26 protein-coding genes are annotated in these 24,882 nt (G+C 68.1%); 13 read left to right on the top strand and 13 right to left on the bottom strand.

All coding sequences use genetic code 11. The features are described 5' to 3' along the window. The first annotated feature begins 134 nt into the window (after positions 1-134). Positions 135-1,085, top strand: a complete 951-nt coding sequence (locus tag ACSQ3D_RS13895) for a LysR family transcriptional regulator (RefSeq protein ID WP_436127298.1) — start codon at positions 135-137, stop codon at positions 1,083-1,085. 198 nt (positions 1,086-1,283) lie between these two features. On the opposite strand, the gene ggt is transcribed toward ACSQ3D_RS13895, so the two are convergent. Further along, positions 1,284-3,161 (bottom strand): gamma-glutamyltransferase, encoded by a 1,878-nt coding sequence (gene ggt / locus ACSQ3D_RS13890; protein WP_056410539.1) that lies wholly within the window; start codon positions 3,159-3,161, stop codon positions 1,284-1,286. Positions 3,162-3,402: 241 nt separating this feature from the next. On the opposite strand from ggt, the gene ACSQ3D_RS13885 reads away from it, so the two are divergent. From ACSQ3D_RS13885 to ACSQ3D_RS13860, 6 genes are all read left to right on the top strand, one after another. Further along, positions 3,403-3,864, top strand: a complete 462-nt coding sequence (locus tag ACSQ3D_RS13885; RefSeq protein WP_056411578.1) for an Lrp/AsnC family transcriptional regulator — start codon at positions 3,403-3,405, stop codon at positions 3,862-3,864. A 151-nt stretch (positions 3,865-4,015) separates the two neighbouring features. After that, entirely contained in the window at positions 4,016-4,666 is a 651-nt protein-coding gene (locus ACSQ3D_RS13880; RefSeq protein WP_436127297.1) for a TetR family transcriptional regulator, read from the top strand. Positions 4,667-4,938: 272 nt separating this feature from the next. Further along, a complete protein-coding gene (locus tag ACSQ3D_RS13875) occupies positions 4,939-5,931 on the top strand; it encodes a tripartite tricarboxylate transporter substrate binding protein (RefSeq protein WP_056410545.1) in 993 nt (330 codons plus the stop codon). A gap of 108 nt (positions 5,932-6,039) precedes the next feature. Continuing rightward, the gene (locus ACSQ3D_RS13870) at positions 6,040-7,203 is read left to right on the top strand and encodes a Gfo/Idh/MocA family protein (protein ID WP_056410549.1); all 1,164 of its coding nucleotides are present in this window, start codon (positions 6,040-6,042) and stop codon (positions 7,201-7,203) included. A gap of 94 nt (positions 7,204-7,297) precedes the next feature. Next, complete coding sequence (locus ACSQ3D_RS13865) at positions 7,298-8,509, top strand: dihydrodipicolinate synthase family protein (protein WP_436127296.1); 1,212 nt, start codon at positions 7,298-7,300, stop codon at positions 8,507-8,509. 5 nt (positions 8,510-8,514) lie between these two features. Next, positions 8,515-9,417, top strand: coding sequence for a sugar phosphate isomerase/epimerase family protein (locus ACSQ3D_RS13860; RefSeq protein ID WP_436127295.1), 903 nt, complete (start codon positions 8,515-8,517; stop codon positions 9,415-9,417). A 98-nt stretch (positions 9,418-9,515) separates the two neighbouring features. Here ACSQ3D_RS13860 and ACSQ3D_RS13855 read toward each other — a convergent pair whose 3' ends face one another. Beyond that, positions 9,516-9,962: a response regulator gene (locus tag ACSQ3D_RS13855; protein WP_056410558.1), complete on the bottom strand. Its 447-nt coding sequence runs from the start codon at positions 9,960-9,962 to the stop codon at positions 9,516-9,518. 16 nt (positions 9,963-9,978) lie between these two features. After that, positions 9,979-11,364 carry an RAD55 family ATPase gene (locus ACSQ3D_RS13850; RefSeq protein ID WP_436127294.1) on the bottom strand — a complete coding sequence of 462 codons (1,386 nt, stop codon included), beginning with the start codon at positions 11,362-11,364 and terminating at the stop codon, positions 9,979-9,981. A gap of 266 nt (positions 11,365-11,630) precedes the next feature. Between ACSQ3D_RS13850 and ACSQ3D_RS13845 the strand changes: the two genes are divergently transcribed. The 3 genes from ACSQ3D_RS13845 to ACSQ3D_RS13835 are packed head-to-tail and all read left to right on the top strand — an operon-like array spanning position 11,631 to position 13,971. After that, positions 11,631-11,927, top strand: a complete 297-nt coding sequence (locus ACSQ3D_RS13845; protein WP_056410563.1) for a hypothetical protein — start codon at positions 11,631-11,633, stop codon at positions 11,925-11,927. 27 nt (positions 11,928-11,954) lie between these two features. Then, on the top strand, positions 11,955-13,640 hold the full coding sequence (locus ACSQ3D_RS13840; RefSeq protein WP_436127293.1) for a PepSY-associated TM helix domain-containing protein: 1,686 nt from the start codon (positions 11,955-11,957) through the stop codon (positions 13,638-13,640). Next, complete coding sequence (locus ACSQ3D_RS13835; RefSeq protein WP_396504237.1) at positions 13,633-13,971, top strand: DUF3325 domain-containing protein; 339 nt, start codon at positions 13,633-13,635, stop codon at positions 13,969-13,971. Before ACSQ3D_RS13840 ends, ACSQ3D_RS13835 begins: the two co-directional genes overlap by 8 nt. Before the next feature lie 244 nt (positions 13,972-14,215). Here the strand turns inward: ACSQ3D_RS13835 and ACSQ3D_RS13830 are convergent, their stop codons facing one another. The 4 genes from ACSQ3D_RS13830 to ACSQ3D_RS13815 form a co-directional block, all read right to left on the bottom strand. Next, positions 14,216-14,728 (bottom strand): DUF1993 domain-containing protein, encoded by a 513-nt coding sequence (locus ACSQ3D_RS13830; protein WP_056166591.1) that lies wholly within the window; start codon positions 14,726-14,728, stop codon positions 14,216-14,218. 161 nt (positions 14,729-14,889) lie between these two features. Then, a complete protein-coding gene (locus tag ACSQ3D_RS13825) occupies positions 14,890-15,273 on the bottom strand; it encodes a VOC family protein (protein WP_056410568.1) in 384 nt (127 codons plus the stop codon). A 39-nt stretch (positions 15,274-15,312) separates the two neighbouring features. Continuing rightward, the gene (locus ACSQ3D_RS13820; RefSeq protein WP_436127292.1) at positions 15,313-16,194 is read right to left on the bottom strand and encodes a hypothetical protein; all 882 of its coding nucleotides are present in this window, start codon (positions 16,192-16,194) and stop codon (positions 15,313-15,315) included. A gap of 180 nt (positions 16,195-16,374) precedes the next feature. Further along, the gene (locus tag ACSQ3D_RS13815) at positions 16,375-17,628 is read right to left on the bottom strand and encodes an MFS transporter (protein WP_056166581.1); all 1,254 of its coding nucleotides are present in this window, start codon (positions 17,626-17,628) and stop codon (positions 16,375-16,377) included. 130 nt (positions 17,629-17,758) lie between these two features. Here ACSQ3D_RS13815 and ACSQ3D_RS13810 point away from each other — a divergent pair, with 130 nt between their 5' ends. Beyond that, positions 17,759-18,580: an AraC family transcriptional regulator gene (locus ACSQ3D_RS13810; protein ID WP_056410577.1), complete on the top strand. Its 822-nt coding sequence runs from the start codon at positions 17,759-17,761 to the stop codon at positions 18,578-18,580. A gap of 103 nt (positions 18,581-18,683) precedes the next feature. Here ACSQ3D_RS13810 and ACSQ3D_RS13805 read toward each other — a convergent pair whose 3' ends face one another. Further along, positions 18,684-19,091: a tautomerase family protein gene (locus ACSQ3D_RS13805; protein WP_396504232.1), complete on the bottom strand. Its 408-nt coding sequence runs from the start codon at positions 19,089-19,091 to the stop codon at positions 18,684-18,686. Positions 19,092-19,260: 169 nt separating this feature from the next. Here ACSQ3D_RS13805 and ACSQ3D_RS13800 point away from each other — a divergent pair, with 169 nt between their 5' ends. Then, entirely contained in the window at positions 19,261-20,208 is a 948-nt protein-coding gene (locus ACSQ3D_RS13800) for a LysR substrate-binding domain-containing protein (protein WP_056410584.1), read from the top strand. Between the two features lie 66 nt (positions 20,209-20,274). Next, the gene (locus ACSQ3D_RS13795) at positions 20,275-20,898 is read left to right on the top strand and encodes a flavin reductase family protein (RefSeq protein WP_436127291.1); all 624 of its coding nucleotides are present in this window, start codon (positions 20,275-20,277) and stop codon (positions 20,896-20,898) included. A 15-nt stretch (positions 20,899-20,913) separates the two neighbouring features. On the opposite strand, the gene ACSQ3D_RS13790 is transcribed toward ACSQ3D_RS13795, so the two are convergent. From ACSQ3D_RS13790 to ACSQ3D_RS13770, 5 genes are all read right to left on the bottom strand, one after another. Beyond that, positions 20,914-21,363, bottom strand: a complete 450-nt coding sequence (locus ACSQ3D_RS13790) for a DUF4952 domain-containing protein (protein ID WP_436127290.1) — start codon at positions 21,361-21,363, stop codon at positions 20,914-20,916. 6 nt (positions 21,364-21,369) lie between these two features. Further along, positions 21,370-22,506 carry an alpha/beta hydrolase gene (locus ACSQ3D_RS13785; protein WP_436127289.1) on the bottom strand — a complete coding sequence of 379 codons (1,137 nt, stop codon included), beginning with the start codon at positions 22,504-22,506 and terminating at the stop codon, positions 21,370-21,372. Positions 22,507-22,653: 147 nt separating this feature from the next. After that, the gene (locus ACSQ3D_RS13780; RefSeq protein WP_396504228.1) at positions 22,654-23,616 is read right to left on the bottom strand and encodes a hypothetical protein; all 963 of its coding nucleotides are present in this window, start codon (positions 23,614-23,616) and stop codon (positions 22,654-22,656) included. Between the two features lie 169 nt (positions 23,617-23,785). Then, on the bottom strand, positions 23,786-24,400 hold the full coding sequence (gene lpoB, locus ACSQ3D_RS13775; RefSeq protein WP_436127288.1) for a penicillin-binding protein activator LpoB: 615 nt from the start codon (positions 24,398-24,400) through the stop codon (positions 23,786-23,788). Positions 24,401-24,446: 46 nt separating this feature from the next. Continuing rightward, complete coding sequence (locus ACSQ3D_RS13770; RefSeq protein WP_056171663.1) at positions 24,447-24,860, bottom strand: YcfL family protein; 414 nt, start codon at positions 24,858-24,860, stop codon at positions 24,447-24,449. Positions 24,861-24,882 lie beyond the last annotated feature (22 nt).

Genomic DNA, 24,882 nt, shown 5'->3' with positions numbered 1-24,882 from the left:
CCGTTGGAATAGTCATGGAATCGGCTGTCGCAGCGCATCGTAGGAACGCACGTTCCATACGTCAAATATGCTGATTTGCGGCATGCCATACGATTCACCTATGAACTGCTTTAACGCACCCTGCAGCCAATGACATGGACATCCGCCAACTGCGCTACTTCCTGGCCGTCGCCGAAGCGGGCCACATCACGCGCGCCGCCGAGCAGCTGGGCATGGCCCAGCCACCGCTGAGCCAGCAGATCAAGGCACTGGAAGGCGCGGTGGGCCTGGCCCTTTTCAAACGCCATGCCAAGGGCGTGACGCTCACCGAGGCCGGGCGTGCGCTGCAGGCCGACGCCACGCGCCTGGTGCACGACTTCGATGCGCTGCACAGCCGCATGCAGCTGCTGGCCGAAGGCAAGACCGGGCGGCTGTCCATCGCGTTCACCAGCTCGGCGGCGGCGCACGAGTTCACGCCGTTTGCCCTGCGCGAATGCCGCGCGCGGCACCCCGACCTGGTGCTGGAGATCGGCGAGAACAACGCCGCCGAGATCACCGAGGCCGTGGCCGATGGCCGCCTGCACTGCGGCCTACTGCGCGTGCCTGTGGCACGGCCTGTGGGCCTGGCGTTCGATACCCTGCAGCACGAACCCGCCATGGTGGCGCTGCCCATCGACCACCCGCTCGCGCTGCGCCAGCGCCGCGGCAAGCCGCTGCCCATCGAGGTGGCCGACCTGCACGGCGAGCCGATGATCCTGGTGCGCCGCACCGGGGCGCCGGGCCTGTACGCCAACCTGCTGGCGCTGTGCGACGAGCACGGCGTGCAGCCCCGCGTGGTGGCCGAAGTGGCGCGCATGCTGACCAACCTGAACCTGGTGGCCGCAGGCACCGGCATTTCCGTCGTGCCATCGTCGATGCTGGGCGTGCACCGCCATGCGATTGCGTACCGGCCGCTGGTGGACCACGGCCGGCTTGAAGTGCCGCTGACGCTGGTCTATCGCAGCGACGACAACGTGGGCCCCACGGCGACCTTCACCGCGCTGCTCAAGACACTGGCGGGTGCACTGCCGGCGGCAGCGCCACGCCGGACAACGCCGCGCCGGTAGCTCCGGTGGCGTTTGGGCCATTGCCATGGAGGGCACGCGCACGCGCAGGTTCATCGGCATCGGCAACAGCGACGGCAAGCGGACTGATGCCTGCAAACCGCCCCCCCAAACAGAACACCATCGCCACCCACCGGGTCGGTCACAAAAAAGGCCGCCGCGCCCCCTTCGGAGCGCAGCGGCCTTTTGCACATCAACCGATCAGTTGTTGCCCTGCGCCGTGCCCTCGCGCCGTGGGTCTGCACCACCGGCAAAAGTGCCCGCGCCCGGGTTGCGCGCGAACAGGCCGGGGGTGCCGTTGCCACGCACACCGTTGTAGACCGCGCCGTGCAGGCCGCTGGTGAAGGTGTCGGTCTGCGCCACGGTGTGGCCGCGGGCCTTCAGGCCGTCGCGGATGGCCACCGTGTCGATGACCGAGCCTTTTTCGATGGACGTGGTGGCGTTGGTCTGCGCGCCGAAGTTGGGCAGGTTGATCGCCTGTTGCACGTTCAGCCCCCAGTCCGTCATGCCCAGGATGGCCTTGGCGGTGTACTGGATGATGGCGCTGCCGCCGGGCGAGCCGATGGCGCCTTCCAGGTCGCCGGTGGTGGCGTTGAAGACGATGGTGGGCGCCATGGAGCTGCGGGGGCGCTTGCCGGGCTGCACGCTGTTGGCGATCGGCAAGCCTGCAGCGTCGGTGGCGGTGAACGAGAAGTCCGTGAGCTGGTTGTTGAGCAAAAAGCCCCGCACCATCTGCAGGCTGCCGAAGCCGTTCTCGATGGTGGTCGTCATGGACACCGCATTGCCCGCGTTGTCGATGATGGACAGGTGGGTGGTGGACGGCAGGGCGGCCGAGTTGTCGAGGCCCTTGGCGCCGCTCACGCCGGGCGGCGTGCCGGCAGTGGGCGTGCCGATGCTCTTGGTCAGGCTGATGAGCTTGGCGCGGTCCTTGAGGTAGTCGGCGTTGATGAGGCCGGCCTGCGGCACGTTGACGAAGTCAGGGTCGGCCACATACACGGCGCGGTCGGCATACGCCAGGCGGTAGGCCTCGGACACCACGTGCACCGAATCCAGCGTGTTGGGCTTCATGGCCGCCAGATCGAACCCTTGCAGCAGGCCCAGCGTCTGCAGCACGGCGATGCCGCCCGAGCTCGGCGCGGGCATGCCGCAGACGCGGTACTGGGTGCGGTACACGCCACAGACGGGCTCGCGCACCTTGTGGGTGTAGCTGTTCAGGTCGTCCAGCGAGAGCTTGCCGGGGTTGGTGGGGTGGCTCGCAACCTTGGCCACGATGTCCTTGGCGATGTCGCCTTTGTAGAACGCATCGGCACCGCCGGCCGCAATGGCGCGCAGCGTGGCCGCCAGCTCGGGGTTCTTGAGCAGCGTGCCGGCCGCCTTGGCCGTGCCGTCGGCGTTGAGGAAGTAGCTGGCGCCGGGCTCACCCTGTGCCTTGATGCGCGCGGCCGAGCCGGCGATGGACACGCTCATGCGCGGCGAGATGGCAAAACCGTTGTCGCTCAGCGCGATGGCGGGCTCGAACAGGTCCTTCCAGGGCAGCTTGCCGTGCACCTTGTGCGCGGCTTCGAGCATGCGCAGCACGCCGGGCGTGCCCACCGAGAGGCCGCCGTCCACCGCCGCCAAGAAGGCCAGGGGCTTGCCGTCTGCACCGATGAAGAGGTTGGGGGTGGCGTTCTTGGGCGCGGTCTCGCGGCCGTCATAGGCCAGGAGCTTGTTGGCGCCCTTGTCGAAATGCAGCATGAACGCGCCGCCGCCGATGCCCGACGACTGCGGCTCCACCAGGTTCAGCACCATCTGCACGGCAATCGCGGCATCGAGCGCGGAGCCGCCCTTGGCCAGGATGTCGACCCCGGCCTTGGTGGCCAGCGGGTTGGCCGTGGACACCATGTCCTTGTTGGCATAGCTGATGGTCTTTGGCGTGTAGCCCGAGGGCGGCTCTGGCGGCACGTACTGCTCGACGGGCTCGGGCGTGGCGACCGGGGTGGAGGGGCCGTCGCTGCCGCCGCAGGCCGACAGCACCGCCAGCGCGGCAAGGCTCAGCGCCCAGAGGGCGGGTTTGCGTGAAAAGTCTGAAGCCGTCATGAATGAAGTCCTTGGATGAGGGAAGGGGAAACGGGCCGACCGCACCGCAGTGCAGGGCGCTGCGAAACAGCACCCCGCACCACGTTGGCGTCAGCCCGGCAAAGCACGCCACGGCGAGCGCAGGTTCCGTGCCAGAACGCCCGCCCAGTATGTGACGAATTGATGAAAATCATTTTGCTTTTATTCCCGCGCAGGCGCCAAATAGGAGAAACGAGTTTTCATATTTGCCGTGAAACAGAATCTGGATTCCATCGACCGCCAACTGCTGGCCTTGCTGCAGCACGACGCCGAGACGCCGCTGGCCACGCTGGCAGAGGCCGTGAACCTCTCCAACACGCCCTGCTGGCGGCGCATCCAGTGGCTGCGCGAGAAGGGCTACATCACCCGGCACGTCGCGCTGGTGGACCCGCGCAAGGTCAACGTGGGCGTGACGGTGTTCGTGGCCATCAAGACCAACCAGCACCACCAGCAGTGGTTCGAGACCCTGCGCGACGTGGTGATGGGCATCCCGGAGATCGTGGAGTTCTACCGCATGAGCGGCGACGTGGACTACCTGCTGCGCGTGGTGGTGCCCGACATCCGCGCGTACGACGCGGTGTACAAGCGGCTGACCCGTGCCGTGGCGCTGTCGGATGTGAGTTCCAGCTTTGCGATGGAGGAGATCAAGTTCACCACGGCGCTGCCGCTGGACTATGCGCAGTGAGATCGCTGTACAGGCCAGCGCTTGCCGGCGCCGTGCGCACGGCACAATCCGGCCACTGCGCCGCACCGCGCCCGCTGCCATCGCCGCCGCCCGCCCTCCAGCAATCCAGCCAGGACTGGATTTTGTTAACCAAATAGTGAACTATTCGGGCATGACCAAAGACACCGAGACCCCCGCCAAGGAGCGCCAGCGGGACGCAGACCGATCGCAGGGCGCGATCTTCAGCGCCGCACGCGACGAGTTCGCCGAGCACGGCCTGGGCGGCGCCCGCATGGACCGCATCGCCGAGCGCGCGGGGCTGAACAAGCGGCTGATCTACTACTACTTCGAAGACAAGGAAAAGCTGTTCCAGGCCGTGCTGGAGCAGGCGTACCTGCACATCCGCGAGGAAGAGCGCAAGCTCAACCTGCTGGAGCTGGCGCCTGCCACGGCCATACGGCGGCTGGTGGAGTTCACCTGGACCTACTACCTGGAGAACCCACAGTTCCTCACCCTGCTCAACAGCGCCAACCTGCACAAGGCGCGGCACCTGCAGGAGTCCCAGCGCGCCCGGGAGATGAACTCGCCGCTGATCGCCACCCTGGCCGAGGTGCTGGAGCGTGGCCGCAGCGACGGCAGTTTTCGCGGCGGGGTGGACCCGCTGCAGCTGTACGTATCGATCGCCGGGCTGTCGTACTTCTATTTGTCCAACAACCACACCCTGTCGGCCATCTTCGGGCGCGACCTCATGGCGCCCAAGGCGTGCAACGAGCGGCTCTCGCACATGTGCGACGTGATCCTCGGCTACGTGCTGCGGGGCTAGAGGCGCCTGGCGCGCTGATGGCGCAGGCCCTGCACGAACTGCACGCTGCGCGACGGGACCGCAGTTCGCCTCGCCGCTGAGCGGCGCGCGGCAGGCGGCAGGACGGTCAGGCGAGGCACCGCAGTGCCGGGCTTCGGCGCAGCCCCGGGTAAACCCCTAAACCTTGGCAGTCACAGCGCGTTGACGTGCGCAGCGCATTCCTGAAAAATGCACTCTATTCACCAATCAGTGAATTAAAGAGCAAGTCCAAGCCTGCCAACGGAGACAAATCCATGCCCATCACCCGCACCACCCGCCGCGCTGCGGCCACCGCCCTGGCGGCGGTCGCGCTCACCACCCTGTCCTTGGGCGCCCTGGCGCAAGGCAGCTACCCGACCAAGCCGGTGCGCGTGATCGTGCCGTTCGCCGCGGGCAGCACCACCGACATCATTGCGCGCGCCATTGCCGACAAGATGGGGCAGAGCATGGGCCAGACGCTGGTGGTGGACAACCGGGGCGGTGCCAGCGGCACCATCGGCCAGCAAGCGGTAGCCACGGCCGCGCCGGACGGCTACACGGTGATGATCCATTCGTCGTCGCACACGGTGAGCCCTTCGACGTTTGCCAAGCTGCCGTTCGACACGGTGGGCGACTTTGCGGGCGTGACGCCGATCTCCTCGCTGCCCAACGCGCTCGTGATCTCGCCCGCCAAGGGCATCAAGACGCTGCAGGACCTGGTCGCCACGGCCAAGGCCAAGCCCGGCACGGTGAACTTCGCCTCGGCCGGCCAGGGCAGCGCCACGCATTTGAACGCCGAGAAGTTCAAGCTGGCCGCGAAGATCGACGCGCAGAACATCCCCTTCAAGGGCTCGGCCGAGGCCGTGACCGAGGTGCTGTCGGGCCGCGTGGACTACTACTTCTCGCCCATTGCGCCCGTCATCGGCCAGATCAAGGACGGCCAGCTGCTGGCGCTGGCCGTGGGCTCGCCCAAGCGCGCCGCCGCCCTGCCCGATGTGCCCACCACGGCCGAGGCCGGCGTGCCCGGCTCGGAGTTCAACTTCTGGATCGGGATGATGGTGCCGGCCAAGACGCCGCGCGACATCGTCAACCGCCTGCACGACGAGGTGGTCAAGGCGCTGGCCACGCCCGAGGTGAAGGAGCGCTTCCTGAAGCTCGGCGCGGATGCCTGGACGCTCAAGCCCGAGCAGTTCGACGCCTACATCAAGGACGAGATCAAGAGCAACGCCACGCTGGTGAAGGCGGCCGGTCTACAACCCACCCAGTAATCCCCCGCGCGCAGCACTGCAACGCCCGCCCCTGCCACGGGGTGGTCAGGCCGCGCCTTTGCCCCTTCTTTTTTTGCAATCTTTGAACTGTACGAACGGACCCACACCATGGCCACCCAACGACTCGGACTCATCATGCACGGCGTCACCGGCCGCATGGGCATGAACCAGCACTTGATCCGCTCCATCTGCGCCATCCGCGCGCAGGGCGGTGTGGTGCTGTCCAACGGCAACCGCGTGATGCCCGACCCCATCCTCATCGGCCGCAATGCCGAGAAGATGGAGGCCCTGGCCAAAGCCCATGGCATCGCGCGCTGGGGTACCGACCTGGACGCCGCCCTGGCCAACCCCGAGGACACGGTGTTCTTCGACGCCGGCACCACGCAGATGCGCCCCACCCTGCTGGCCAAGGCAATCCGCGCGGGCAAGCATGTGTACTGCGAAAAGCCGATTGCCACCAACCTGAACGAGGCGGTGGAGATCGCACGCCTGGCGTCGGGCTCGGGCCTCAAGCACGGTGCCGTGCAGGACAAGCTCTTTCTGCCCGGCCTGCGCAAGCTCGACATGCTGCGCCGCGCGGGCTTCTTCGGCCGCATGCTGAGCGTGCGCCTGGAGTTCGGCTACTGGGTCTTCGAAGGCGACCTGCAGCCCATCCAGCGCCCGAGCTGGAACTATCGCAGCGAAGACGGCGGCGGCATGATCCTGGACATGATGTGCCACTGGCGCTACGTGCTGGACAACCTGTTCGGCGAGGTCAAGTCGGTGTCCTGCATCGGCGCCACGCACATCCCCACCCGCTGGGACGAGGCCGGCCAGCCGTACCAGGCCACGGCCGACGATGCGGCCTATGCCACCTGCGAACTGACCGGCCACAACGGCGAGCCGGTGATCGCGCAGCTGAACATGAGCTGGGCCACGCGCGTGCGGCGCGACGACCTGGTGACCTTCCATGTGGACGGCACCGATGGCTCGGCCGTCGCGGGCCTGTCGAGCTGCCGCGCGCAGAGCCGCGTGGCCACGCCGCGCCCGGTGTGGAACCCCGACGAGAAACAGACCATGAACTTCTTCGACCAGTGGCAGGAGATTCCGGACTCGCAGGTCTACGACAACGGCTTCAAGATCCAGTGGGAGCACTTCATCCGCCACGTGGTGGAAGACGCACCGTACCGCTGGACCCTGCCCGAAGGCGCCAAGGGCGTGCAGCTGGTCGAAGCGGCCCTGGAGAGCTGGAAGGAACGCCGCTGGGTGGACGTGGCGCCATTGCAGGCGTGACGGCTACCAAAGGCAATCACTATCAATTTAATAGCTGCTAGCGCTTACTCATCAAGCGGCAGGCAGCATTTTGACTTCAATCCGCGAGCACACCATGGCCCTTAGCCTCCCCTTGCCCACGGCCGATGGCCGCATCAGCCCCTACACCCTGCAAGGCCGCCCGCCGGTCGTGCCGCAGCAGGGCGCTGCGTTCAACCGCATCGCCTACTCGGCCGCCCACGTGGTGGCCAACCCGCTGGCCGCGATCGACCCGTGGCTGCAGTGCGCGGTGGACTGGGACGCGACGATTGCCTACCGCCAGCGCCTGTGGTCGCTGGGCCTGGGCGTAGCTGAGGCCATGGACACCGCGCAGCGCGGCATGGGGCTGGACTGGCCGACGTCGCTGGAGCTGATCCGCCGCTCGCTGGACGCGGCGCGCGACTTCGGCCCCGGCGCGCTGGTCGCCTCGGGCTGCGGCACGGACCACCTGGTGCTCGACGAGGTCAAGTCCGTGGACGACGTGATCCGCGGCTACGAGGAGCAGATGGAAGCCATCGAGAAGCTGGGCGGCAAGCTCATCGTGATGGCCAGCCGGGCGCTGGCCCGCGTGGCGCAGAGCCCGGCCGACTACGAGCGTGTGTACGACCGCATCCTCTCGCAGGCACAGCAGCCCGTCGTGCTGCACTGGCTGGGCGACATGTTCGACCCGGCCCTCGCGGGCTACTGGGGCTCGCGCGACGTGGATGCGGCCATGGACACCGCCCTGGCCGTGATCGCCGCACACCCGGACAAGGTCGACGGCATCAAGATCTCGCTGCTCGACAAGGACAAGGAAGTCGCCATGCGCCGCCGCCTGCCCGCCGCCGGCGGCACCGACGGCCAGGGCGTGCGCATGTACACCGGCGACGATTTCAACTACGCGGAACTCATCGCCGGCGACGGCGCGGGCGGCACGCCGCGCCAGGGCCAGAGCGATGCGCTGCTGGGCATCTTCGACGCCATCGCACCGGCCGCCAGCGCGGCGCTGGCCGCCCTGGCCGCGGGCGACACGGCGCGCTTTCACGCCATCCTGGGCCCCACCGTGCCGCTGTCGCGCCACATCTTCGCGGCGCCCACGCGGTTCTACAAGACGGGCGTGGTCTTCATGGCCTGGCTCAACGGGCACCAGAGCCACTTCACCATGGTGGGCGGGCAGCAGAGCACGCGTTCGCTGGTGCACTTTGCCGAGCTGTTCCGGCTGGCCGACCAGGCCGACTTGCTGGAGCAGCCCGAACTGGCGGTGCAGCGCATGGGCCATCTGCTGGCACTGCATGGCGTGAGCGCCTGACCACCATGCGCGATTTCACCCAAGACCACCGCTGGCTCTCCATCAACACCGCCACCGTGCGCAAGCAGCAGGGTGCGGAAGTGCCGCTCGCACGCATCATCGACCAGTGCGCGGAGCGCGGCATCCGCGCCATCAGCCCTTGGCGCGACCAGGTGGCGGCGGCCGGGCTCGATGCCACCGCGCGGCAGCTGCGCGCCCACGGCATGGAGCTGTCGGGCTACTGCCGCGGGGGGTTCTTTCCGGCCGCGGACGCAGCGGGCCTGCGCGCCGCGCTCGACGACAACCGCCGCGCCATCGACGAGGCCAAGACGCTCAACGCCGCCTGCCTGGTGCTGGTGGTGGGTGCGCTGCCCGGTGCGCTCGACGGCACGCCGCACTACACCGACCTCGCCCGTGCGCGCAGCGAGGTGGTCGACGGCATCGCCGCATCCTTGGAGTACGCGCGCCAGGTGGGCATGCCCCTGGCCATCGAGCCGCTGCACCCCATGCAGGCGGCCGACCGCGCCTGCATCAACACGCTGGAGCACGCGCTGGACATCTGCGATGCGCTCGACCCGCTCACCACCGGCGCGAATGGACAAGCGCGGCCAGCCGCGCTGGGCGTGGCGCTGGACGTGTACCACGTGTGGTGGGACCCCAAGCTGCAGCAGCAGATCGCACGCGCCGGCACGGAGCGCCTGCTGGCCTTCCATGTCTGCGACTGGCGCCTGCCCACGCGCGACTTGCTCAGCGACCGGGGGATGATGGGCGACGGCGTGATCGAGCTTAAGAAGATCCGCCAGTGGGTGGAGGCTGCGGGGTTTGCGGGCTATGCCGAGGTGGAGATTTTCTCGGCGCTGGACTGGTGGCAGCGCACGGGCGAGGAGACGCTGGACACCTGCATCGAGCGGCACCGCAGCGTGGTCTGACCCGTCAATGCAGGCGATGCGATCGCCGCGATCGCCGACATCAACCGGGCATGGCATAGCACGGCGATGGCGTGCACCAGCGCGGCACGGGGGCCGCGTCAGTCCCGGGGTGGTACGCGCATGCCTTGCAGCACCTGGCGCGTCGAGGCTTCCACACGCTCTGCGCTGGACTGCAGTTGCGGGCCCTCCTCCACCAGGCGCTTGACGACGTCCAGCAGGCTGTCGAGTTCGATGGGCTTGACCAGGAAGGCGTCGTAGCCCTGGAAGACACGCCGCACCACGTCCTCGCTGGTGCCGCTCATGAACACGAACGGGATCTGGCCCAGGGCAGCATCCTGCTTCAGCACCGCACCGAACTCGCCGCCGTTCATGATGGGCATCATGAAATCGGACAGGATCAGCGCGGGGTGCTCACCGGTTTGCAGTATGTCCAGCGCGTGCTTGCCGTTGGACGCCACGGCGACGCGGTAGCCCTCCGCCTCCAGCAGGAGCTGCAGCACTTCGGCGTTTCCATATTCGTCCTCGACTATCAGAACAAGTTTCATCGAGACGATCTTTCATTTAAACAGCGGAGGCCTCACCGGCCTTGGAGAATGAAACGAACAAGTCGACCGTCGACTGTGTGGCCCCGCCACCGCCACCGCGCACCTTGCCGATCGTGAGCACACGCTGGTCCACCTTTCTGTCGCGCGTGGGCCCCGTCTCGAACGTGAACACGTTGTCGAACCAGCCCGTCACACCATCGGCCAGCGGCGTTCCTGCAGCGACGGCCAGCGCATCGGGGTCGACCGTGAACAGCGATGTCACACCGCGCTGCCTCAACTCGATCAGCAGGCGGCCGAGGAACCGGTAGCCACGCTCCGGAAACGCCAGGGTGTCCGCCAGTCCGGCAACCCCATCCACGACCAGCCGCCGGATCTTCAGCTCATCGACCAACCGCAGCAGTTTGTGGCCCATCTCGTCCATCGACTCGTCCTCGTGCCCCAGGTTCCTGATCGACAGGGCCCCGGAGCTGACCGCAGCCTCGATGCCGAGCCCCAGTTCCGAGCCGAGCTGGCGCAGGTCGCTGCCCAGTTCCGTGCACGAAAGCACCAAGCCTGGCGCGTCGGGTGTGGAGCAGGCGGCAAAGGCCAGAGCCAATGTGGTTTTTCCTGTGCCAGTTTGCCCTATCACCGCTGACGCACTGCCGGTCAGGATGCCGCGGCCGTGTAGGACGCCGTCGAGCGCGGGCATGCCGGTGGAGATGGCGGTCTTGCCCAGCCTGGCGTGGGTGCCGGTCAGCGGCAGGCTCTCCAATCGCGGAAAGAACTGCAGGCCCTGCGTGGAGATGCAGAACGTGTGCTGCCCGCGGATGATCTGGCTGCCGCGGAACTTGCGCACCTGCATGCGTCGCTCGGCGCGCCAGTGAAAGCCGTGGTCCTCGAACGAGAAGATCCCGTCCACCATGGTCTGCTCCGCGCTCAGCGCGTTGCCGTTGCCGCTGGTGAGAACCAGGCTGGTGCAGGACATGGCGCTGACCAGGCTTTGCAGCTCGTGCACGAACTGGCGCACCGAGTCGTTGGTCATGGTCTCCAGGCTGTTGACCACCAGGCCGTCGATGACGAGCAGCGATGCCCGGTGGCGCATCAGCTCGGCGCGCAGCAGCTCGACGACGGACTTGAGGCCGCCCTGCTCCAGCTCGCGGTAGCCGCTCACGTAGAACACGGTGGCGCTGACTTCCTGCTGGTCGAAGAAGATCTGCTGCTCCATGTGCTGCAGCATGCGCGCATGGGATTCGGCCAGCATGGTGACGTACAGCGTGCGGATCTCGCGCCGGGCCAGCGTGTAGGCGATCTGGTTGGCCAGCGTGGTCTTGCCGACCCCGGGCGGGCCCTCGAAGATGTACACGCCGCCCTCGAACAGACCGCCGTTGAGGATCTCGTCCAAACCTTCCACAAGGGTGGGCAATCGTTTCATTCTTATTGGCGTGACAGGAGGTGGTGGAGAACAGACCCGCGCCACCGCACGCCGGCGGCGCGCGAGACCGGGGTACCGGAAATGCCGATTCTAGGACGGCACGCGGCCTGCGAAACGCGCGCAGAGCGCCCGCCACCGGCGCGCCGCACAGCCGCCGCAAGACGCCCAATCACCATGGCATCCATGGGGTAATCGGTCGAGGGACGGCATAATTACGAATCAGTCTCATCACCAATCCCACTCGCATCTTCGCACCCATGGCCACCAGCGCAGTCTCCCGCCTGAACATCGTTTCGCGCATCGCAGCGGGGGTGCTGGGCGGGTATGCCTTCACCTGGGGCTTCATCGCGCTGGCCATCGGCCTGCTGTTCGCGGCCCGCATGGAGTTCCACGACGCCGAGGCGCTGGGCTACATCGTGGGTTTCATCGTCTTTCTGGTGGCCTTTGTGTGGGCCTTTGCGGCGGCGAGCGTGAAGCGCGTGTGGCTGGTGCTGGCCGGCGGCGGCGCGGTGATGACGGGTGCTGCCTGGCTGGTGCAGCGCGCCATCCTGTGATCTGCACGCCCTAAGGAGATAGGTCCCATGTTTCAAAATTTCCGGCTCACCATGGCCTGGCTGCACACCTGGTTCGGCCTGGTGCTGGGCTTCGTGCTGATGGTCGTTTTCTTCTTCGGCTCGCTGTCGGTGTTCGACCGCGAGATCGACCGCTGGGCGATTCCTGCGACGCGGTTCGAACCGCAGCCGATGCCCTCGTTCGACAAGGTCCTGAAGCCGGTGTTCCAGGACATGAAGCCCGATGCGGCCAACGTGGAGGCGGCCAAGAGCCGCGTGAACGGGCCCATCGCGCAGAGCTTTCCGGTCATCAACACCTGGAGCGCCTACACCACCCACCGCGACCCGGTGCTGGGCCTGTTTGCAGGCTATGAGCTGCCCAACGCCAAGGACCCCGAAGACACCGTCTGGGGCAGCCGCACCATCGACCCGCGCTCGGGCGCGGCGCTGCCCGATGACCACCTCAAGATCGGCAGCCAGTTCTTCTACCCGCTGCACTACAGCCTGAACCTGAACTGGAAGAACCTGGGCACCTGGGTCGTGGGGTTCGCAGCGCTGATGATGCTGGTGGCCCTGGTCAGCGGCGTGGTGATGCACCGCAAGATCTTCCGCGAGCTGTTCACCTTCCGCCCCAAGAAGCACACGCAGCGCAGCGCGCTCGACCTGCACAACCTCACGGGCGTGGTGGCGCTGCCGTTTCACTTCACCTTCGCGTTCTCGGGGCTGGTGATCTTTGGCGGGACCTACTTTCCCATCACGCACACGCAGCTGCACCCGCTGCACGAGCTGCATGAAAAACACGAGGCCGCCGAGACCGGCCTGCCCCACGACCGCGCGGGCGTGCCCGGCACGCTGGCCTCCGTGGACACCATGGTCACCGAAGCCCAGCGCCGGTGGGCCGCGCAGGGCATGGCGGGCGACGTGGGCTTTCTGGTGGTGCGGCACGTGGGCGATGCCAATGCGTACGTGAGCATCTACCGCGCGGGCACCGACCGCATCGCGCTGGTGGGCAACGGCATCCACTTCAAGGGCAGCACCGGCGACGTGCTGCGCGAAGACCCGCCCCAGACCGCGGTGGCCAGCGTCAACACCTTCCTCACCGGCCTGCACCTGCAGCACTTTCGCCACTGGCTGCTGCGCTGGCTGTATGTGCTGGGCGGCCTGTCGGGCTGCGTGTGCATTGCCACCGGCTTCATCTTCTTCGTGGAAAAGCGCAAGCGCCAGCACGCCAAGCAGGGTGTGACCGGTGCGCGCTGGGTGGATGCGTTCGCGGTGTCCACCGTGACGGGCATCGTCATCGCAGCGCTGACCATGCTCATCGGCAACCGCCTGCTGCCCACAGACCTCGCAGGGCGCGGAGACTGGGAACAAGCCATCTTCTGGGGCGCCTGGGCCCTGGCGTTCGCGCACGGCATCTGGCGCACCGCCCCCGTCGCCAGCGCCCGCATGGCACCGGCCTGGGCCGAGCAGTGCTGGGCCATCGCCGTGCTGGGCGTGGCCGCGGTGCTGCTCAACTGGGTGACCACCGGCGACCACCTGCTGCGCACCATCGGCAACGGCTACTGGCCGGTGGCCGGTGTGGACCTGGCCATCCTGGCCAGCAGCGCCATCGCCGTGCTCGCCGCGCGCAAGCTCCATCGCCGCGCTCAGTGTCAGTTGACCCCCTCTGGCACAGATGCAGGCGCCGCCGCTGCGCTGGAGACCGCCCGTGCCTGACGCCCTGCTGCTGACCGCCGCCGTGGCGGTCAATGTGATCAGCCTCGGATGGCTGGCCTTGTCGATGGACGCGCACTGGGAGCAGGTGCGCGGCACCGAGCCCCTGCAGCGCCACACCGTGCGCACCCTGCGCTGGATGGGCGCCACCGGCCTGCTCGTGGCCCTGGCCCTGTGCCTGGCCGTGGACCACGCATCGATGGCGTCGCTGGTATGGTTCATGGCGCTCGCGGGCGCGGCGCTCACCATCGCGTTCACGCTGTCGTGGCGCCCGCGTGTACTGAGCGTGCTGATCGCCTGGGTGCGCCGCAGTCCCGCTGGCGTGGCCAGGTAACCGCCGTCACCCACAGATTGCTCGCTGAACTCAGGGCTTGATGGTGCAACGTTTGCGCACCGGCTTCGACAAGCTCAGCCCGAACGGGTTGTGAAATATCGGGAGGCGCGGCTGCCCAAGCCCGATTCCGCCACGCCCTCAACCACTGGCGCGCCCCCAACGCCAGTGCACCCGTGGAACCGGCTTCGCCGGGCCACTGGGTGCGTCCCCCTGAGGGGGAAGCCGCGCAGCGGCTCAGGGGGCTTCAGGCCTTGCCCATGTAATCGCGCTTGCCCAGCTCCACGCCGTTGTGGCGGGCCAGCGCATAGGCGGTGGTCACGTGGAAGAAGAACTGCGGCAGGCCGTAGTGCAGCAGGTACTGCTCGCCCACAAACTGCTTTTCCTTCGGCGTGCCGGCCTGCAGGATGATGGTGCGCGTGGCGGCATCGGCAAAGGCCTCCACGGGCAGGCTCGCGATGAAGGCGAGCACGGTGTCGATGCGCTGGTTCAGATCAGCAAAACCGGGGCGGTCCGCGTCCGGGTACGAGGGCACGTCCACACCCGCCAGCCGCGCCGCCACGCCCTTGGCGAAGTCGCAGGCGATCAGCACCTGGCGCGCCAGGGGAAACATGTCCGGGAACAGCCGCGCCTGCAGCAGGGCGTCGGGCTCGATCTTGCGGGCCGTGGCGTGGGCCTCGGTCTTGGCCAGGATGTCTTTGAGCGAGTTCAGCATCTGGCGAAGAACCGGGACGCTGGCGTTGTACAGGGGAGAGGTCATGGCAGGGTTTCTGGTCTGGGGATGGGGTCAAGCACAGGGAAAGAATGGTCAGTGCCCGGCGGCTGGGTTGTTCGTTGCCTGCCGGGACCGGAGCGCATTGCAGCACATCGGCGCACTCCATGCTGGCACCCTGCCTTTTTCTGCGCGCCGGCCCGGCCGCGTCAGGCCAGGCGCTGGCGCAGCTGGATCACGTTGCCTTCGGGGTCATGGCCATCGCAGGCCCGAAAGCCCCGGGCCTCCCATTCCTTGCCTGCAGGCGCTATCTGCCCGCCCAGCTCCGCAGCCCGCAGCCGGGCCTGGGCGAGGTCCGGCACGGCGAAGAACAGCTTGATGGGGGTCTCCTCACGCACCACGGGCGGCTGCGTGATGGTGATGGTCCGGGCGATCCGCTTCGGAATGGCGTGGACCACGATCTGCACCGCGCCCGACTCCAGCACGATGTGGTCGCTCTCGGCATGCACCACGGTCAGGCCGCACAGCTGCTCGTAGAACGCAGCGAGCCGCTGAATATCCTTGGCAAAAACGACGGCGCCGGACGGGGGCATGGTGGACACAATTTTCCTGAAGCTATGGTGGATGAAAGTCTAGGTGAACTCTGCCTCTGGCGCGTCGCTCAGTGCCCAAGCCAGCAAGGCCTCCTGCATCGCACGCAAGGCTTCGGCTGGGCTTGTCCAGTGCCCTGCGGCTTCTGCGGCATGGTTGAGATGACTCGTGCTGCGGGCACCCCAGGTACCGCTGGCGACTCGGGGTGGAGGGCCGTCATATTCCGTCAGGTCCATGGCGTCCCCCGCCAACGTGGCGGCAAACCAGGGGGCGCCCAGATGTTCCCAGGTGGCACGGGCAGCAGCACTGTCTGGGTTGCGGTGCTTTTCCCAGTGTTGCCAGCAAGCCTCGGATGCCTGTACCGCAGCCAACCGGGTGGCGTCACCGGGACAAGCGATGTAGTTGCGGGCCGCGGCCATCGCAGCGTTTCGCAACACCAACAACGCAGCAGGAGCGCGGTTGCGCGCAGCGAACTGCAGCTCTGCGCACGCGAGAGCCGCGCGCTGTATCGACTGCGCGCCCCAGAAGGCCACGCAGCGCACAAAAAGATCCGTAGCTTTTTGCTCCACAGAAAGCCCCAGGCCATGGGGGTCGGGTTTCAATTGTGGATCGCGTGCAAAGATTTTGGAGTGGGGAATCGCCAGACCTTGCCGCTCCAAGGCCGCAATGGAATCGCGGTGTCCTAGCCAGGCAGCCAAGCTGGTCTTCGGCGCTGCAGTTATCGAGGTCCCGAGCGTCTTCCAGGCAGCGAGCCCTTTGCGCCTCGAAGACGAAAACAGGATTTTTCCGGTGTCCAATATTGCCGTCTGCGCATGTTCGTCGTTGGAGTCGTTCTCCAGCAATGCCAGCAGTTCACTGAGCGGCATGCCGTCAGGATTACCAGGCAATGCCACCCCTTTGGTGGTCAATTTCTTTTTAGCCATCTTTCAGTCCACTATTGCCACAACGAAATAGGCTCTCGCTGAACCTGCGGCTGCGGTGGACATCGCGTACCAAGTCACGGCTTGCACCGTCCAACGCACGGCTACATTGTCGCCCAGCCTCGTCGCACGATCTCACCGCACAGGGGTCGCAACAGCTGGTGGCTCAGTCAGTTCTCTCCATCAAGCCAGGGCTGTCCTGCGCACCCGGCGCACATTGAACGCGCTGGCGATCAGCACGCCCTGCACCACGGCCAGCCCCAGCAGCACTGCCGTGAAGCGGCCCTGGTCGAGCAGCACGCCGAACAGCAGCGGCGACAGCGCCTGGCCGATATCCAGGCCCGAGTACACGATGCCGTAGACGCGGCCGGTGGAGCCCTCGGGCGTGGAGCGCTTGACCAGCAGGTCGCGCGACGGGCCGGCGATGCCCGCGCAAAAGCCCATCACGCCGAACAGCACGGGCACCAGCACGCCGGGCGGGTGCGCCAGGGCCAGTGCCACGGCCACGCAGGCCGCCAGGCCGAAACCGATGCCCACGATGCGCTCGCAGCGGGTGGGGTCGGCCGCCAGAAAGCCGCCCAGCACCATGCCGCCCGCGCTGGCCACCATGTAGACCGTGAGGCACATCGCAGCCAGCGCCACGGGCACGGCGTGCAGCTGGCGCGCGGCCTCGGGGGCGAAGGCCTGCACCACGTTCAGCGCCACGGCGTAGAAGAAGAAGAACGCAAAGCACATCCACACGGCCGGGATGCGCAGGAACGCGAAATTGCCGCCCTGCCCCGCCGCACCCGTGGCGGCGGACTTGGCCGCAGGGCTCGGCGCAGGCAGGGGTGGCAGCGCCAGGTGGCGGCGGCTGACCAGCAGCACCAGCAGCACCGAGAACGCCAGCACGCCCGCGCACACCAGCGCCACGCGCCACGAGGTGGCGATGGCGATCGGCACCAGCATGGCGGGGGCGAGCGCCCAGCCCAGGCTGCCGGTGATGCCGTGCACGCTGTAGGCATGGCCCAGGCGCGGCGCGCTCACCCGGCGGTTGAGCAGCGTGTAGTCCACCGGGTGGAATACGCCGTTGCCGATGCCTGCCAGCACCGAAAAGCCCGCCAGCATGGCGTAGCTGGTGCTGGCCGCAAAACCGAAGGCCGCCAGGCCCAGCAACGCCAGACCGCCGAACAGGATGGGCCGGGGCCCGAAGCGGTCCACCACGAAGCCCGAGCCCGCCTGCACCGCGCACGAGACCACGAAGAAGATGGTCATGAGAAAACCCAGCTCGGTGTAGCCGACCTGGAACGCGTCTTTCAGCCACGGGAACAGCGGTGCGAGCAGCAGCTGGCTGTAATGGCTGATGAGGTGGGCGATGCCGACCAGCCCGATGACGCTGGCGTCAGCGCGCAACGGGATGGGGGCAGGCGGAAGGCTGGTGGCGTTTGCGGTGGTCATGGGGGCATCGTAGTATTGGGCCCCGGTTTCTGGAATGCGACGGAACGACAGCTTTCGGCGAATTTGCGCCAAACCGTTGGTCTGCGGCAGACCGCCAGCGCAACACACCGCTTTTTTTGCCAACCCCGCCATGGCCCGCACCAGCCAAGCCGCTCCGCTTGGAGACATCGACCCGTTCACCCCCACGCCCGAGAGCCCCGTGCGGGTGCGGGCGCGCGACATGCCGGCCGACATGCACTTCGAGCCCCACCGCCACGCCTGGGGGCAGCTGGCCTACTGCGCCAGCGGGGTGATCCAGGTGAGCGTGCACGCCGCGGCCGCCGCCACGGCGTACATCGTGCCGCCCTCGCGCGCGGTGTGGATCGCCCCCGGCGCGCTGCATGCGGTGGCGGTGCTGGAGGCCGCGGCCTTTCGCACGCTGTACATCGACCCCAGCGTGGTGCCGGCCGTGGGGGCCCACTGCCGCGTGATGGCGGTGACGCCGCTGCTGCGCGAACTGGTGTCCGCGCTGGACCCGGTGGGCGGCCCGCCGCCCGGCCCCGCGCGCATGGCGGCCCTGACCGGTCTGGTGCTCGATGAGATCGGCCACGCCGAAAGCCTGGCCCTGGGCGTGCCCCTGCCCGGGCCGGGCAGCGACAAGCGCCTGCGTGCGCTGTGCCAGGCCGTGCTGGACGCGCCGGGCCGCTACGCCACGCTGCACGACTGGGCGGCCGACAGCGGCGCCAGCGAGCGCACGCTGGCGCGCCTGTTCCGCGCGCAGTTCAGCATGGGTTTTGCGCAGTGGCGCCGCCAGGCGGTGCTGGCCCACGCCCTGCCCCGCCTGGCGCGCGGCGAGCCCGTGGCCCAGGTGGCGGCGGCCAGTGGCTACGCGAGCGACAGCGCGTTTTCGGCGATGTTCAAGACGGCCATGGGGCAGCCGCCAAGCTCTTTCATCGGCAAAAGCACTGCCTAGCGCGCTCTCGGCAAGCGCTAGAAGCTATTTATTTAATAGCAAATAATGGAGCGTACGTTGTGCCTGCCCGCGGTGCCGGCGGCGCGCCAGCCGCAGACTCCGCTCAGCGGGGCGCGCCCGTTTGCTGCGCCAGCTCCATGGCGAACCGGCCGTGGCCCACGGACCAGTCGGAATAGTCGTTCTCGTGCATGAAGATGAACACATCGGCCGGGGCCACGCCCGCCATCGACTGCAGGTTGCGCGCAACGGCGGCATACAGGGCGCGCTTCATCGCATCGCTGCGCCCGCGCCGCAGGGTGATCTCCACCACCACCACGCGGTCGGAGCGGGCCACGCCGTTGAAGGTGCGGCTGCAGGCGAAGTCGCCTGGCGCATAGCCGGCCACCAGGTTGAACAGTTCGTCCGGCGGCATGCCGATGCTGTCCACCAGTGCCTGGTGGATACCTTGCACGATGGCTTCGCGCGTGGCGGCGGGGGTGTCTTGCGGAACGTTGGTACGGATGAAGGGCATGAAGTGCTTCCTGTATGTTCTTCAATATCAAATAATCGGAGTTCGGTGGGTCGGGGCAGTCACACGCCTTTCAGGCCGCCACCGCACCAGCCGGCGGCCATTCTTGCCATCCGCCTCTTCCATGAAAAGCGATGATTTCTCCACCCATGCGTGCCATAAACTCACATAGATGAGCCACCACCGCCTGCCCCCGCTGAGCGCTCTGCGCGCCTTCGAAGCCGCTGCCCGCCTTGGCCGCATGACCGCTGCGGCCGATGAGCTGTCGGTCACGCCCGGCGCGGTGAGCCGCCAGGTGCGCCAGCTCGAGCAGCACCTGGGCGTGCCGCTGTTCGACGGCAGCAAGGCCCGGCCCACGCTCACCCCGGCGGCGCGCGTGCTGCAGCCCGTGCTGACCACGGCGTTCGCGCACATCGCCGACGCCGTGCGCGAGGTCAGCGACGGCAGCCGCGGCCCGGTGGACGTCGCCTGCTTCAGCACCCTCACCGTCAAGTGGCTGATCCCGCGGCTGTTCGACTTCCAGGCGCGGCACCCCGGCATCGAGGTGCGCCTGCGCACCGGCCCCGGAGCCGACCCCACGCACTGCGACGTGGCCATCACCGCCGAAGCCTGCGACCACTCGGGGAACGCCCCGGAGTACGGGGGTGAGCCAGGCACCGGCACCGCCCCGCCGCGCCTGTTTGCCGAACACCTCGGCCCGGTGCTGAGCCCCGCGCTGGCACAGCGCCTGACCCTGCGCCAACCCGCCGACATGGCCACCCCGGCCCTGCCGCCGCTCATGCTGCACACCCGCACGCGGCGCAATGCCTGGGCCATGTGGGCCGCAGCCTCCGGCGCGCCGCTGCCCACGGCGGGCCCCACGGCGCCCGAGTTCGAGCACTACTACTTCACCCTGGAAGCCGCCGTGCGCGGCCTGGGCGTGGCCGTGGCGCCCTGGCACCTGGTGATGGACGACGTGCAGGCCGGCCGGCTGGTGGCACCGCTGGGCTTCGTGGCCTCGGGCTACGACTACGTGCTGCGGCGCCGCGCGGGCACCCACCCGCGGCTCGACGCGTTCTGCGCCTGGCTCCTGGCGCAGGCCGCGGCCCAGGCGATACCCCCAGGCCCGCACGCAGGCTGAGTTGGTTCTACGATGGGCCTTCCTGCGTCCCTTGCATCCAACCCGCACCCGCCCAGCGCGCCCGCCATGACCGATTCCGCCATCCACAGCTACGAACCCCGCCAGGGCCACGGCCTGCCGCACGACCCGTTCAACGCCATCGTGGGGCCGCGCCCCATCGGCTGGATCTCCACGCAGAGCGCGGCGGGCGCCACCAACCTGGCGCCCTACAGTTTTTTCAACGCGTTCAACTACGTGCCGCCCATCGTGGGCTTTGCGAGCATCGGCTTCAAGGACACGGTGCGCAATGTGCAGGAGACCGGCGAGTTCGTGTGGAACCTGGCCACGCGCGACCTGGCCGAGGCCATGAACCAGAGCTGCGCCAACGCGCCGCCCGAGGTCAGCGAGTTCACCCTTGCGGGCCTCACGCCGCGGCCGTCCGCGCAGGTGCGCCCGCCGCGCGTGGCCGAGAGCCCCGTGGCCTTCGAATGCCGCAGCACGCAGATCCTGCAGCTGCAGGGCGCCGATGGCGTGCAGGTGCCCACCTGGCTGGTGCTGGGCGAGGTGGTGGTGGTGCACATCGACAAGCGGCTGCTCAAGGACGGTGTGTACGACACCGCCAACGCCGGCCACATCCTGCGCGCCGGGGGCCCGGCCGACTACTTCACGGTGGGGCCGGAGCAGCTGTTCAAGATGTACCGGCCGCGCTGAGCAGGAGCGCCGGGGCTACGGCGACTCCAGCGGCAGCGTGACGCGCACCTCGAACCACGGGATCTGCGCCCAGTCGCTGCGGCGCGTGACCAGGGTGTCGCCGGCAGCCATCTCCACGATGTACGCCTCGGCCGGACCCGGCAGGCTGCCGGCGCCCTCGCGGCCGCGGCGGTTGCGGGGCTCCCAGCCGCAGCACACGAAGTGCAGGCGCGCCATGCCGGTGCGGCGCACGAGGTAGCGCTCCACGGCGGCGGCCTGGGCGCCCGGCACGCGGTAGGTGGCGACCAGGGCGCGCAGTTGGCGAAAGTGGTCTTCGGTGCATCCCGTCCATTGCAGGCCCGGCGGCGTGTGCCGCTGCGCGGCCAGGAAATCACCGCACGCGGGAGCAGGCACCGTCTGGCCGACAGCGGCGGGTGCCAGCAGGGCCAGCGCAAGGCTCAGACACAGTGCAGCGGTGCGCGCCATGGCTGGTCAGCGCCCCAGGGGCGCGCACAGCCCGGCGGCCGGGGTGCGTGCCCATTGCTCGGTCCAGGCCCAGACCTGCTGCACCCCGTCGGCGGCCCCATCGGCAGTGCGGCGCTGCAGGCCGTGGTCGGCGCCGGCAAGGCTGCGCGCGCAGTACGGCACGGTGCGCACCGCGGCCAGCCCGGTAAATCGCTCGTAGGCCGCAGCGGGCACCAGCGCATCGTCGGCGCCCCACACCTGCAGCAGCGGCCAGGGGCTGCGCACCAGCGGCAGCGTGAGCGGCCAGCTCCACAGGTCGCGCCAGTAGCCCAGGCTGCGGCCCTGCGCCACGGCGGTGTCGGGCTGGCGGCTGGCCACCCTGCGGGCCAGTGCGTCCCAGTCCGCCTGCGCGCCCAGGCGCTGCGCATGCAGCGTGCCCGCCTCCTGCGGATCGAGCCCACTGGCCGACAGCAGCACCAGGCCCGCCAATTGCGGCACGTCGGGCGCCAGGGCGGGCAAGAGCTCGGCCCCTTCGGAGATGCCGACCAGCAGCTGGGGCAGCGCGGGCCCGCCTTCCCGCGCGCGCTGCTGCGCATCGGCCTGCAGGGCAGCGCGTGCATGCGCGAGCCAGGCGGACAGGCGGTCGTGCAGCACAAAGTCCCGCGCGCAATCGCCCGGGGCCGTGCGTGCCTGCGGGTCCACACCGGGCTTGTGCAGCACCAGCACCTGCGCGTGCAGCAGACCGGCGAAGTAGCGCTCGGCGATCGGCCCCATGCCCGCGCAGCCGGAGCCCGGGATGACGATCACGCGGTAACGTAACGGCGCGGTGCGCGCGTCGCGCGTGAGGACCTGCAGCGTCGTGGCCCCGTCCGCACCTGGCAGCGACCGGCGCACGAAGTGCTCGCCCTGCGCTGCAGCCACTGCAGCAGCGTCGGCGTCATCGGCAGAAGCGGGTTCATACCCGCCCGCCATGGTCTCGGACACTGCCGGTGCATCAACCTGCGCCGGCCCCGCGCACCCGGTCAGCAGCCCCGCCACACCACCCAGCGCCATGCAAAAGGCCAGCGCAAGGCTGGCCCGGGGCCGCAGCGATGCGGCGAACGAACGGAAGGAAAGGTTTCGGAGCGGTGGTTGCCGGGCGTGGTGCACACCGAAGTCTGGCATGGCCGCAATGTCCTCAGAAATGCCGTCAAACACTATGGCACAGCGCCCCGCACTGGCACGCCCCAGGCCAGTGCCACCGTGGAACTGGCTTCGCCAGGCCACGGGTGGCGCCCCCCTTTGGGGGAAGCGGCAAAGTCGCTCAGGGGGTTACTTCAAGATGATGACTTGCTCAGGCTGCTGTGGCTGCGGCACAGGCATGGGCTGGCCGCCCTGCTGGTACACCGGTGCCGGGCGCACGCCGCGCGCCAGGTGGGCGTCGGTGTAGCCCAGTTGCATGGCCATCTGCTGGTACACGTCCTGCGCCAGCGACAGCGAGGTCTCGCGGATCACCTTGGCGCGGTTGGGCGGGGCGATGTCGCCACGGATCGACAGGATCTTGGTGTCGTTGCCCTCGCCCTGGGCGGAGAACGCAGCCTTGATCTCGTACGTCTTGGTGTTGATCAGCGAGAAGTCCGCCAGGAGCTGCAGGCCGTACTGGCGCGTGGCACTGGTGGTGCCCTGCAGGGGCGAGAGCGCGTCGGTGAAGTCGATGCTCGACACCACGCCGAACAGCACGTAGTCGGCGCCGTTGAACTCGCCCTTCTTGATGCGGCTGATCACGTCGTTGACCTGGGGCTGCACCTGCGGCGTGGCCATCTTGCCGCCCTGCACCTGGTTGAGCACCTGCTCGGCCTTGGAGGGCTGGGGCTTGCCTGCGTCGAAGCCCTTGCCCTGGATCAGGCGGAAGTAGGTGCCCTGCAGGATGGCGCCCTTGATGTCGTTGGTGTAGCCGCCCAGTTCGCGCTGCTCGATGTAGCTGTAGCGGCCGGCCACGTAGGTGCCGCTGGCCTGCTCGGACGCCTGCATGGACTGCTGGCCCGAGTACGAGCCCGAGCCGCCGTACATGCCGTGGCTGTGGCCGCCGCCGTGGCTGGCCTGCGCGCTCATCTGGCTGCTGCGCTGGTAGGTGCCGGCCAGGAAGTACTCGGACACGCGCTGGGCGTAGGCCAGGTCGGTCACGGCGATCTTGGGCGCCGCGCCGGGCTGCTGCGCCAGGGCGGTGCCGCCCCAGGCCATGGTGGTGGCGGCGATCACGGCCAGGGCCGTGTGCAAAGTGGTTCTGCGTTGCATGGTGTGCTCCTTGTGAGCGTCTTCAATGATTCATTCGGACGGCGCCGGAGGGACCCCACGCCGCATGAAGTGAGCGCGCCGCCCGCCAGCGCCACCGTGGAACTGGCTCCGCCAGGCCACGGGTGGCGTCCCCCTCGGGGGAAGGCGCGCAGCGACTCAGGGGGGCTTCTTACCTTTTGCTTGTTTTGCGAATCTCTTTTTCGTCCTGCCATTCGATCGTGCCTTCCTGCACGTCAAACAGCTTCAGCGTGAACTTGTAGTACACGTCCTTGGTGGCGTTGTTCTGCTTGACGATGCTGGTCAGCTCGCCTTCCATGGTGTATTTGGCCGCCGTCATCTGGCCGACCTTGGCGGTGGTGCCCTGCTTGTACAGGCCGCTCTGGTTCTGGCGCTGCAACTCGTCCACGCCCTGCTGCATCTCGTTGATGGAGCGCACGAAGCGCACCTTGCCCGACTTGACCAGCGCGGTCTGGATCGAGCTCATCACGTTGGTGGTGTCGATGTATTCGCTGGTCTTGTTCTTCACGGTGGAGATCGTCACCGTGGGGCGGCCCTGGAAGATGCCGGTTTCCAGCAGGCCGCCGGTCATCTTCTCGGCAATCATCTGCAGGTCGGTGGAGCCGAACTCGTTGGTCACCAGCTCCACAGCCTTGGCGTCGCCGTAGTTGACCTGGCGGTCAAAACGCACGGTGGGCGAAGACAGGTTCTGGCAGGCCGACAGGGCCAGGGTGCTGGCCGCGAAGGCCAGGACGAGCGCGCTGCGCCGGATGGTGTTCTTTGTCATGGTTTTCTACTCCTCACTCAACAATATTTCGATGGGCAACGCTGGTTCAGCGCGGCTCGACGTTCATCTCTAGGCGCAGGTCGACCGCTGCGGCGGTAGGGGCCACGCTTTTCACGGTCTGCTGGCCCAGGCCGAGCACGCTCATCTGCTTCCAGGATTCGCCGTCGCCCACCTGGTTGCCGACGTTGTCCAGCCACTTGAATCGGTAGAACACGGTGCGGTCGGTGCGGCCCATGTTGGCCATGTCGGCCTGCACCACCAGGATGTCGTTCTTGCGCACGATGCGCATTTCGCGCACGGCGATGCTGTTGGCTTCGCCGCGCAGGGCGACCTTGGAGGCCACGGCCAGCGGGGTGGCCGGGTCGTGCAGCTGGGCGCTGGCCGCGGTGGCCAGGGTCAGGGTGAGCGCCGCGCACGCAATGGCAGGTGCTGCGGCAGCAAGGGCGATACGGGTTCTCATGCCAGAGGCTCCTTGGATATGG

This window comes from Acidovorax sp. LjRoot117 (assembly GCF_964252695.1).
Classification (GTDB): domain Bacteria; phylum Pseudomonadota; class Gammaproteobacteria; order Burkholderiales; family Burkholderiaceae_C; genus Acidovorax.
The sequence above is the reverse complement of the archived record's forward strand: the minus strand, read 5'-3'. Positions and strand labels throughout refer to the sequence as shown.

What these genes read in the sequence shown, in the direction of transcription:
- ACSQ3D_RS13895 (WP_436127298.1), top strand. Translation starts at nt 135, where the DNA reads ATGGACATCCGCCAACTGCGCTACTTCCTGGCCGTCGCCGAAGCGGGC.
- ggt (WP_056410539.1), bottom strand. Translation starts at nt 3,161, where the DNA reads ATGACGGCTTCAGACTTTTCACGCAAACCCGCCCTCTGGGCGCTGAGC.
- ACSQ3D_RS13880 (WP_436127297.1), top strand. Translation starts at nt 4,016, where the DNA reads ATGACCAAAGACACCGAGACCCCCGCCAAGGAGCGCCAGCGGGACGCA.
- ACSQ3D_RS13875 (WP_056410545.1), top strand. Translation starts at nt 4,939, where the DNA reads ATGCCCATCACCCGCACCACCCGCCGCGCTGCGGCCACCGCCCTGGCG.
- ACSQ3D_RS13870 (WP_056410549.1), top strand. Translation starts at nt 6,040, where the DNA reads ATGGCCACCCAACGACTCGGACTCATCATGCACGGCGTCACCGGCCGC.
- ACSQ3D_RS13865 (WP_436127296.1), top strand. Translation starts at nt 7,298, where the DNA reads ATGGCCCTTAGCCTCCCCTTGCCCACGGCCGATGGCCGCATCAGCCCC.
- ACSQ3D_RS13860 (WP_436127295.1), top strand. Translation starts at nt 8,515, where the DNA reads ATGCGCGATTTCACCCAAGACCACCGCTGGCTCTCCATCAACACCGCC.
- ACSQ3D_RS13855 (WP_056410558.1), bottom strand. Translation starts at nt 9,962, where the DNA reads ATGAAACTTGTTCTGATAGTCGAGGACGAATATGGAAACGCCGAAGTG.
- ACSQ3D_RS13845 (WP_056410563.1), top strand. Translation starts at nt 11,631, where the DNA reads ATGGCCACCAGCGCAGTCTCCCGCCTGAACATCGTTTCGCGCATCGCA.
- ACSQ3D_RS13840 (WP_436127293.1), top strand. Translation starts at nt 11,955, where the DNA reads ATGTTTCAAAATTTCCGGCTCACCATGGCCTGGCTGCACACCTGGTTC.
- ACSQ3D_RS13830 (WP_056166591.1), bottom strand. Translation starts at nt 14,728, where the DNA reads ATGACCTCTCCCCTGTACAACGCCAGCGTCCCGGTTCTTCGCCAGATG.
- ACSQ3D_RS13825 (WP_056410568.1), bottom strand. Translation starts at nt 15,273, where the DNA reads ATGCCCCCGTCCGGCGCCGTCGTTTTTGCCAAGGATATTCAGCGGCTC.
- ACSQ3D_RS13820 (WP_436127292.1), bottom strand. Translation starts at nt 16,194, where the DNA reads ATGGCTAAAAAGAAATTGACCACCAAAGGGGTGGCATTGCCTGGTAAT.
- ACSQ3D_RS13815 (WP_056166581.1), bottom strand. Translation starts at nt 17,628, where the DNA reads ATGACCACCGCAAACGCCACCAGCCTTCCGCCTGCCCCCATCCCGTTG.
- ACSQ3D_RS13810 (WP_056410577.1), top strand. Translation starts at nt 17,759, where the DNA reads ATGGCCCGCACCAGCCAAGCCGCTCCGCTTGGAGACATCGACCCGTTC.
- ACSQ3D_RS13805 (WP_396504232.1), bottom strand. Translation starts at nt 19,091, where the DNA reads ATGCCCTTCATCCGTACCAACGTTCCGCAAGACACCCCCGCCGCCACG.
- ACSQ3D_RS13800 (WP_056410584.1), top strand. Translation starts at nt 19,261, where the DNA reads ATGAGCCACCACCGCCTGCCCCCGCTGAGCGCTCTGCGCGCCTTCGAA.
- ACSQ3D_RS13795 (WP_436127291.1), top strand. Translation starts at nt 20,275, where the DNA reads ATGACCGATTCCGCCATCCACAGCTACGAACCCCGCCAGGGCCACGGC.
- ACSQ3D_RS13790 (WP_436127290.1), bottom strand. Translation starts at nt 21,363, where the DNA reads ATGGCGCGCACCGCTGCACTGTGTCTGAGCCTTGCGCTGGCCCTGCTG.
- ACSQ3D_RS13785 (WP_436127289.1), bottom strand. Translation starts at nt 22,506, where the DNA reads ATGCCAGACTTCGGTGTGCACCACGCCCGGCAACCACCGCTCCGAAAC.
- ACSQ3D_RS13780 (WP_396504228.1), bottom strand. Translation starts at nt 23,616, where the DNA reads ATGCAACGCAGAACCACTTTGCACACGGCCCTGGCCGTGATCGCCGCC.
- lpoB (WP_436127288.1), bottom strand. Translation starts at nt 24,400, where the DNA reads ATGACAAAGAACACCATCCGGCGCAGCGCGCTCGTCCTGGCCTTCGCG.
- ACSQ3D_RS13770 (WP_056171663.1), bottom strand. Translation starts at nt 24,860, where the DNA reads ATGAGAACCCGTATCGCCCTTGCTGCCGCAGCACCTGCCATTGCGTGC.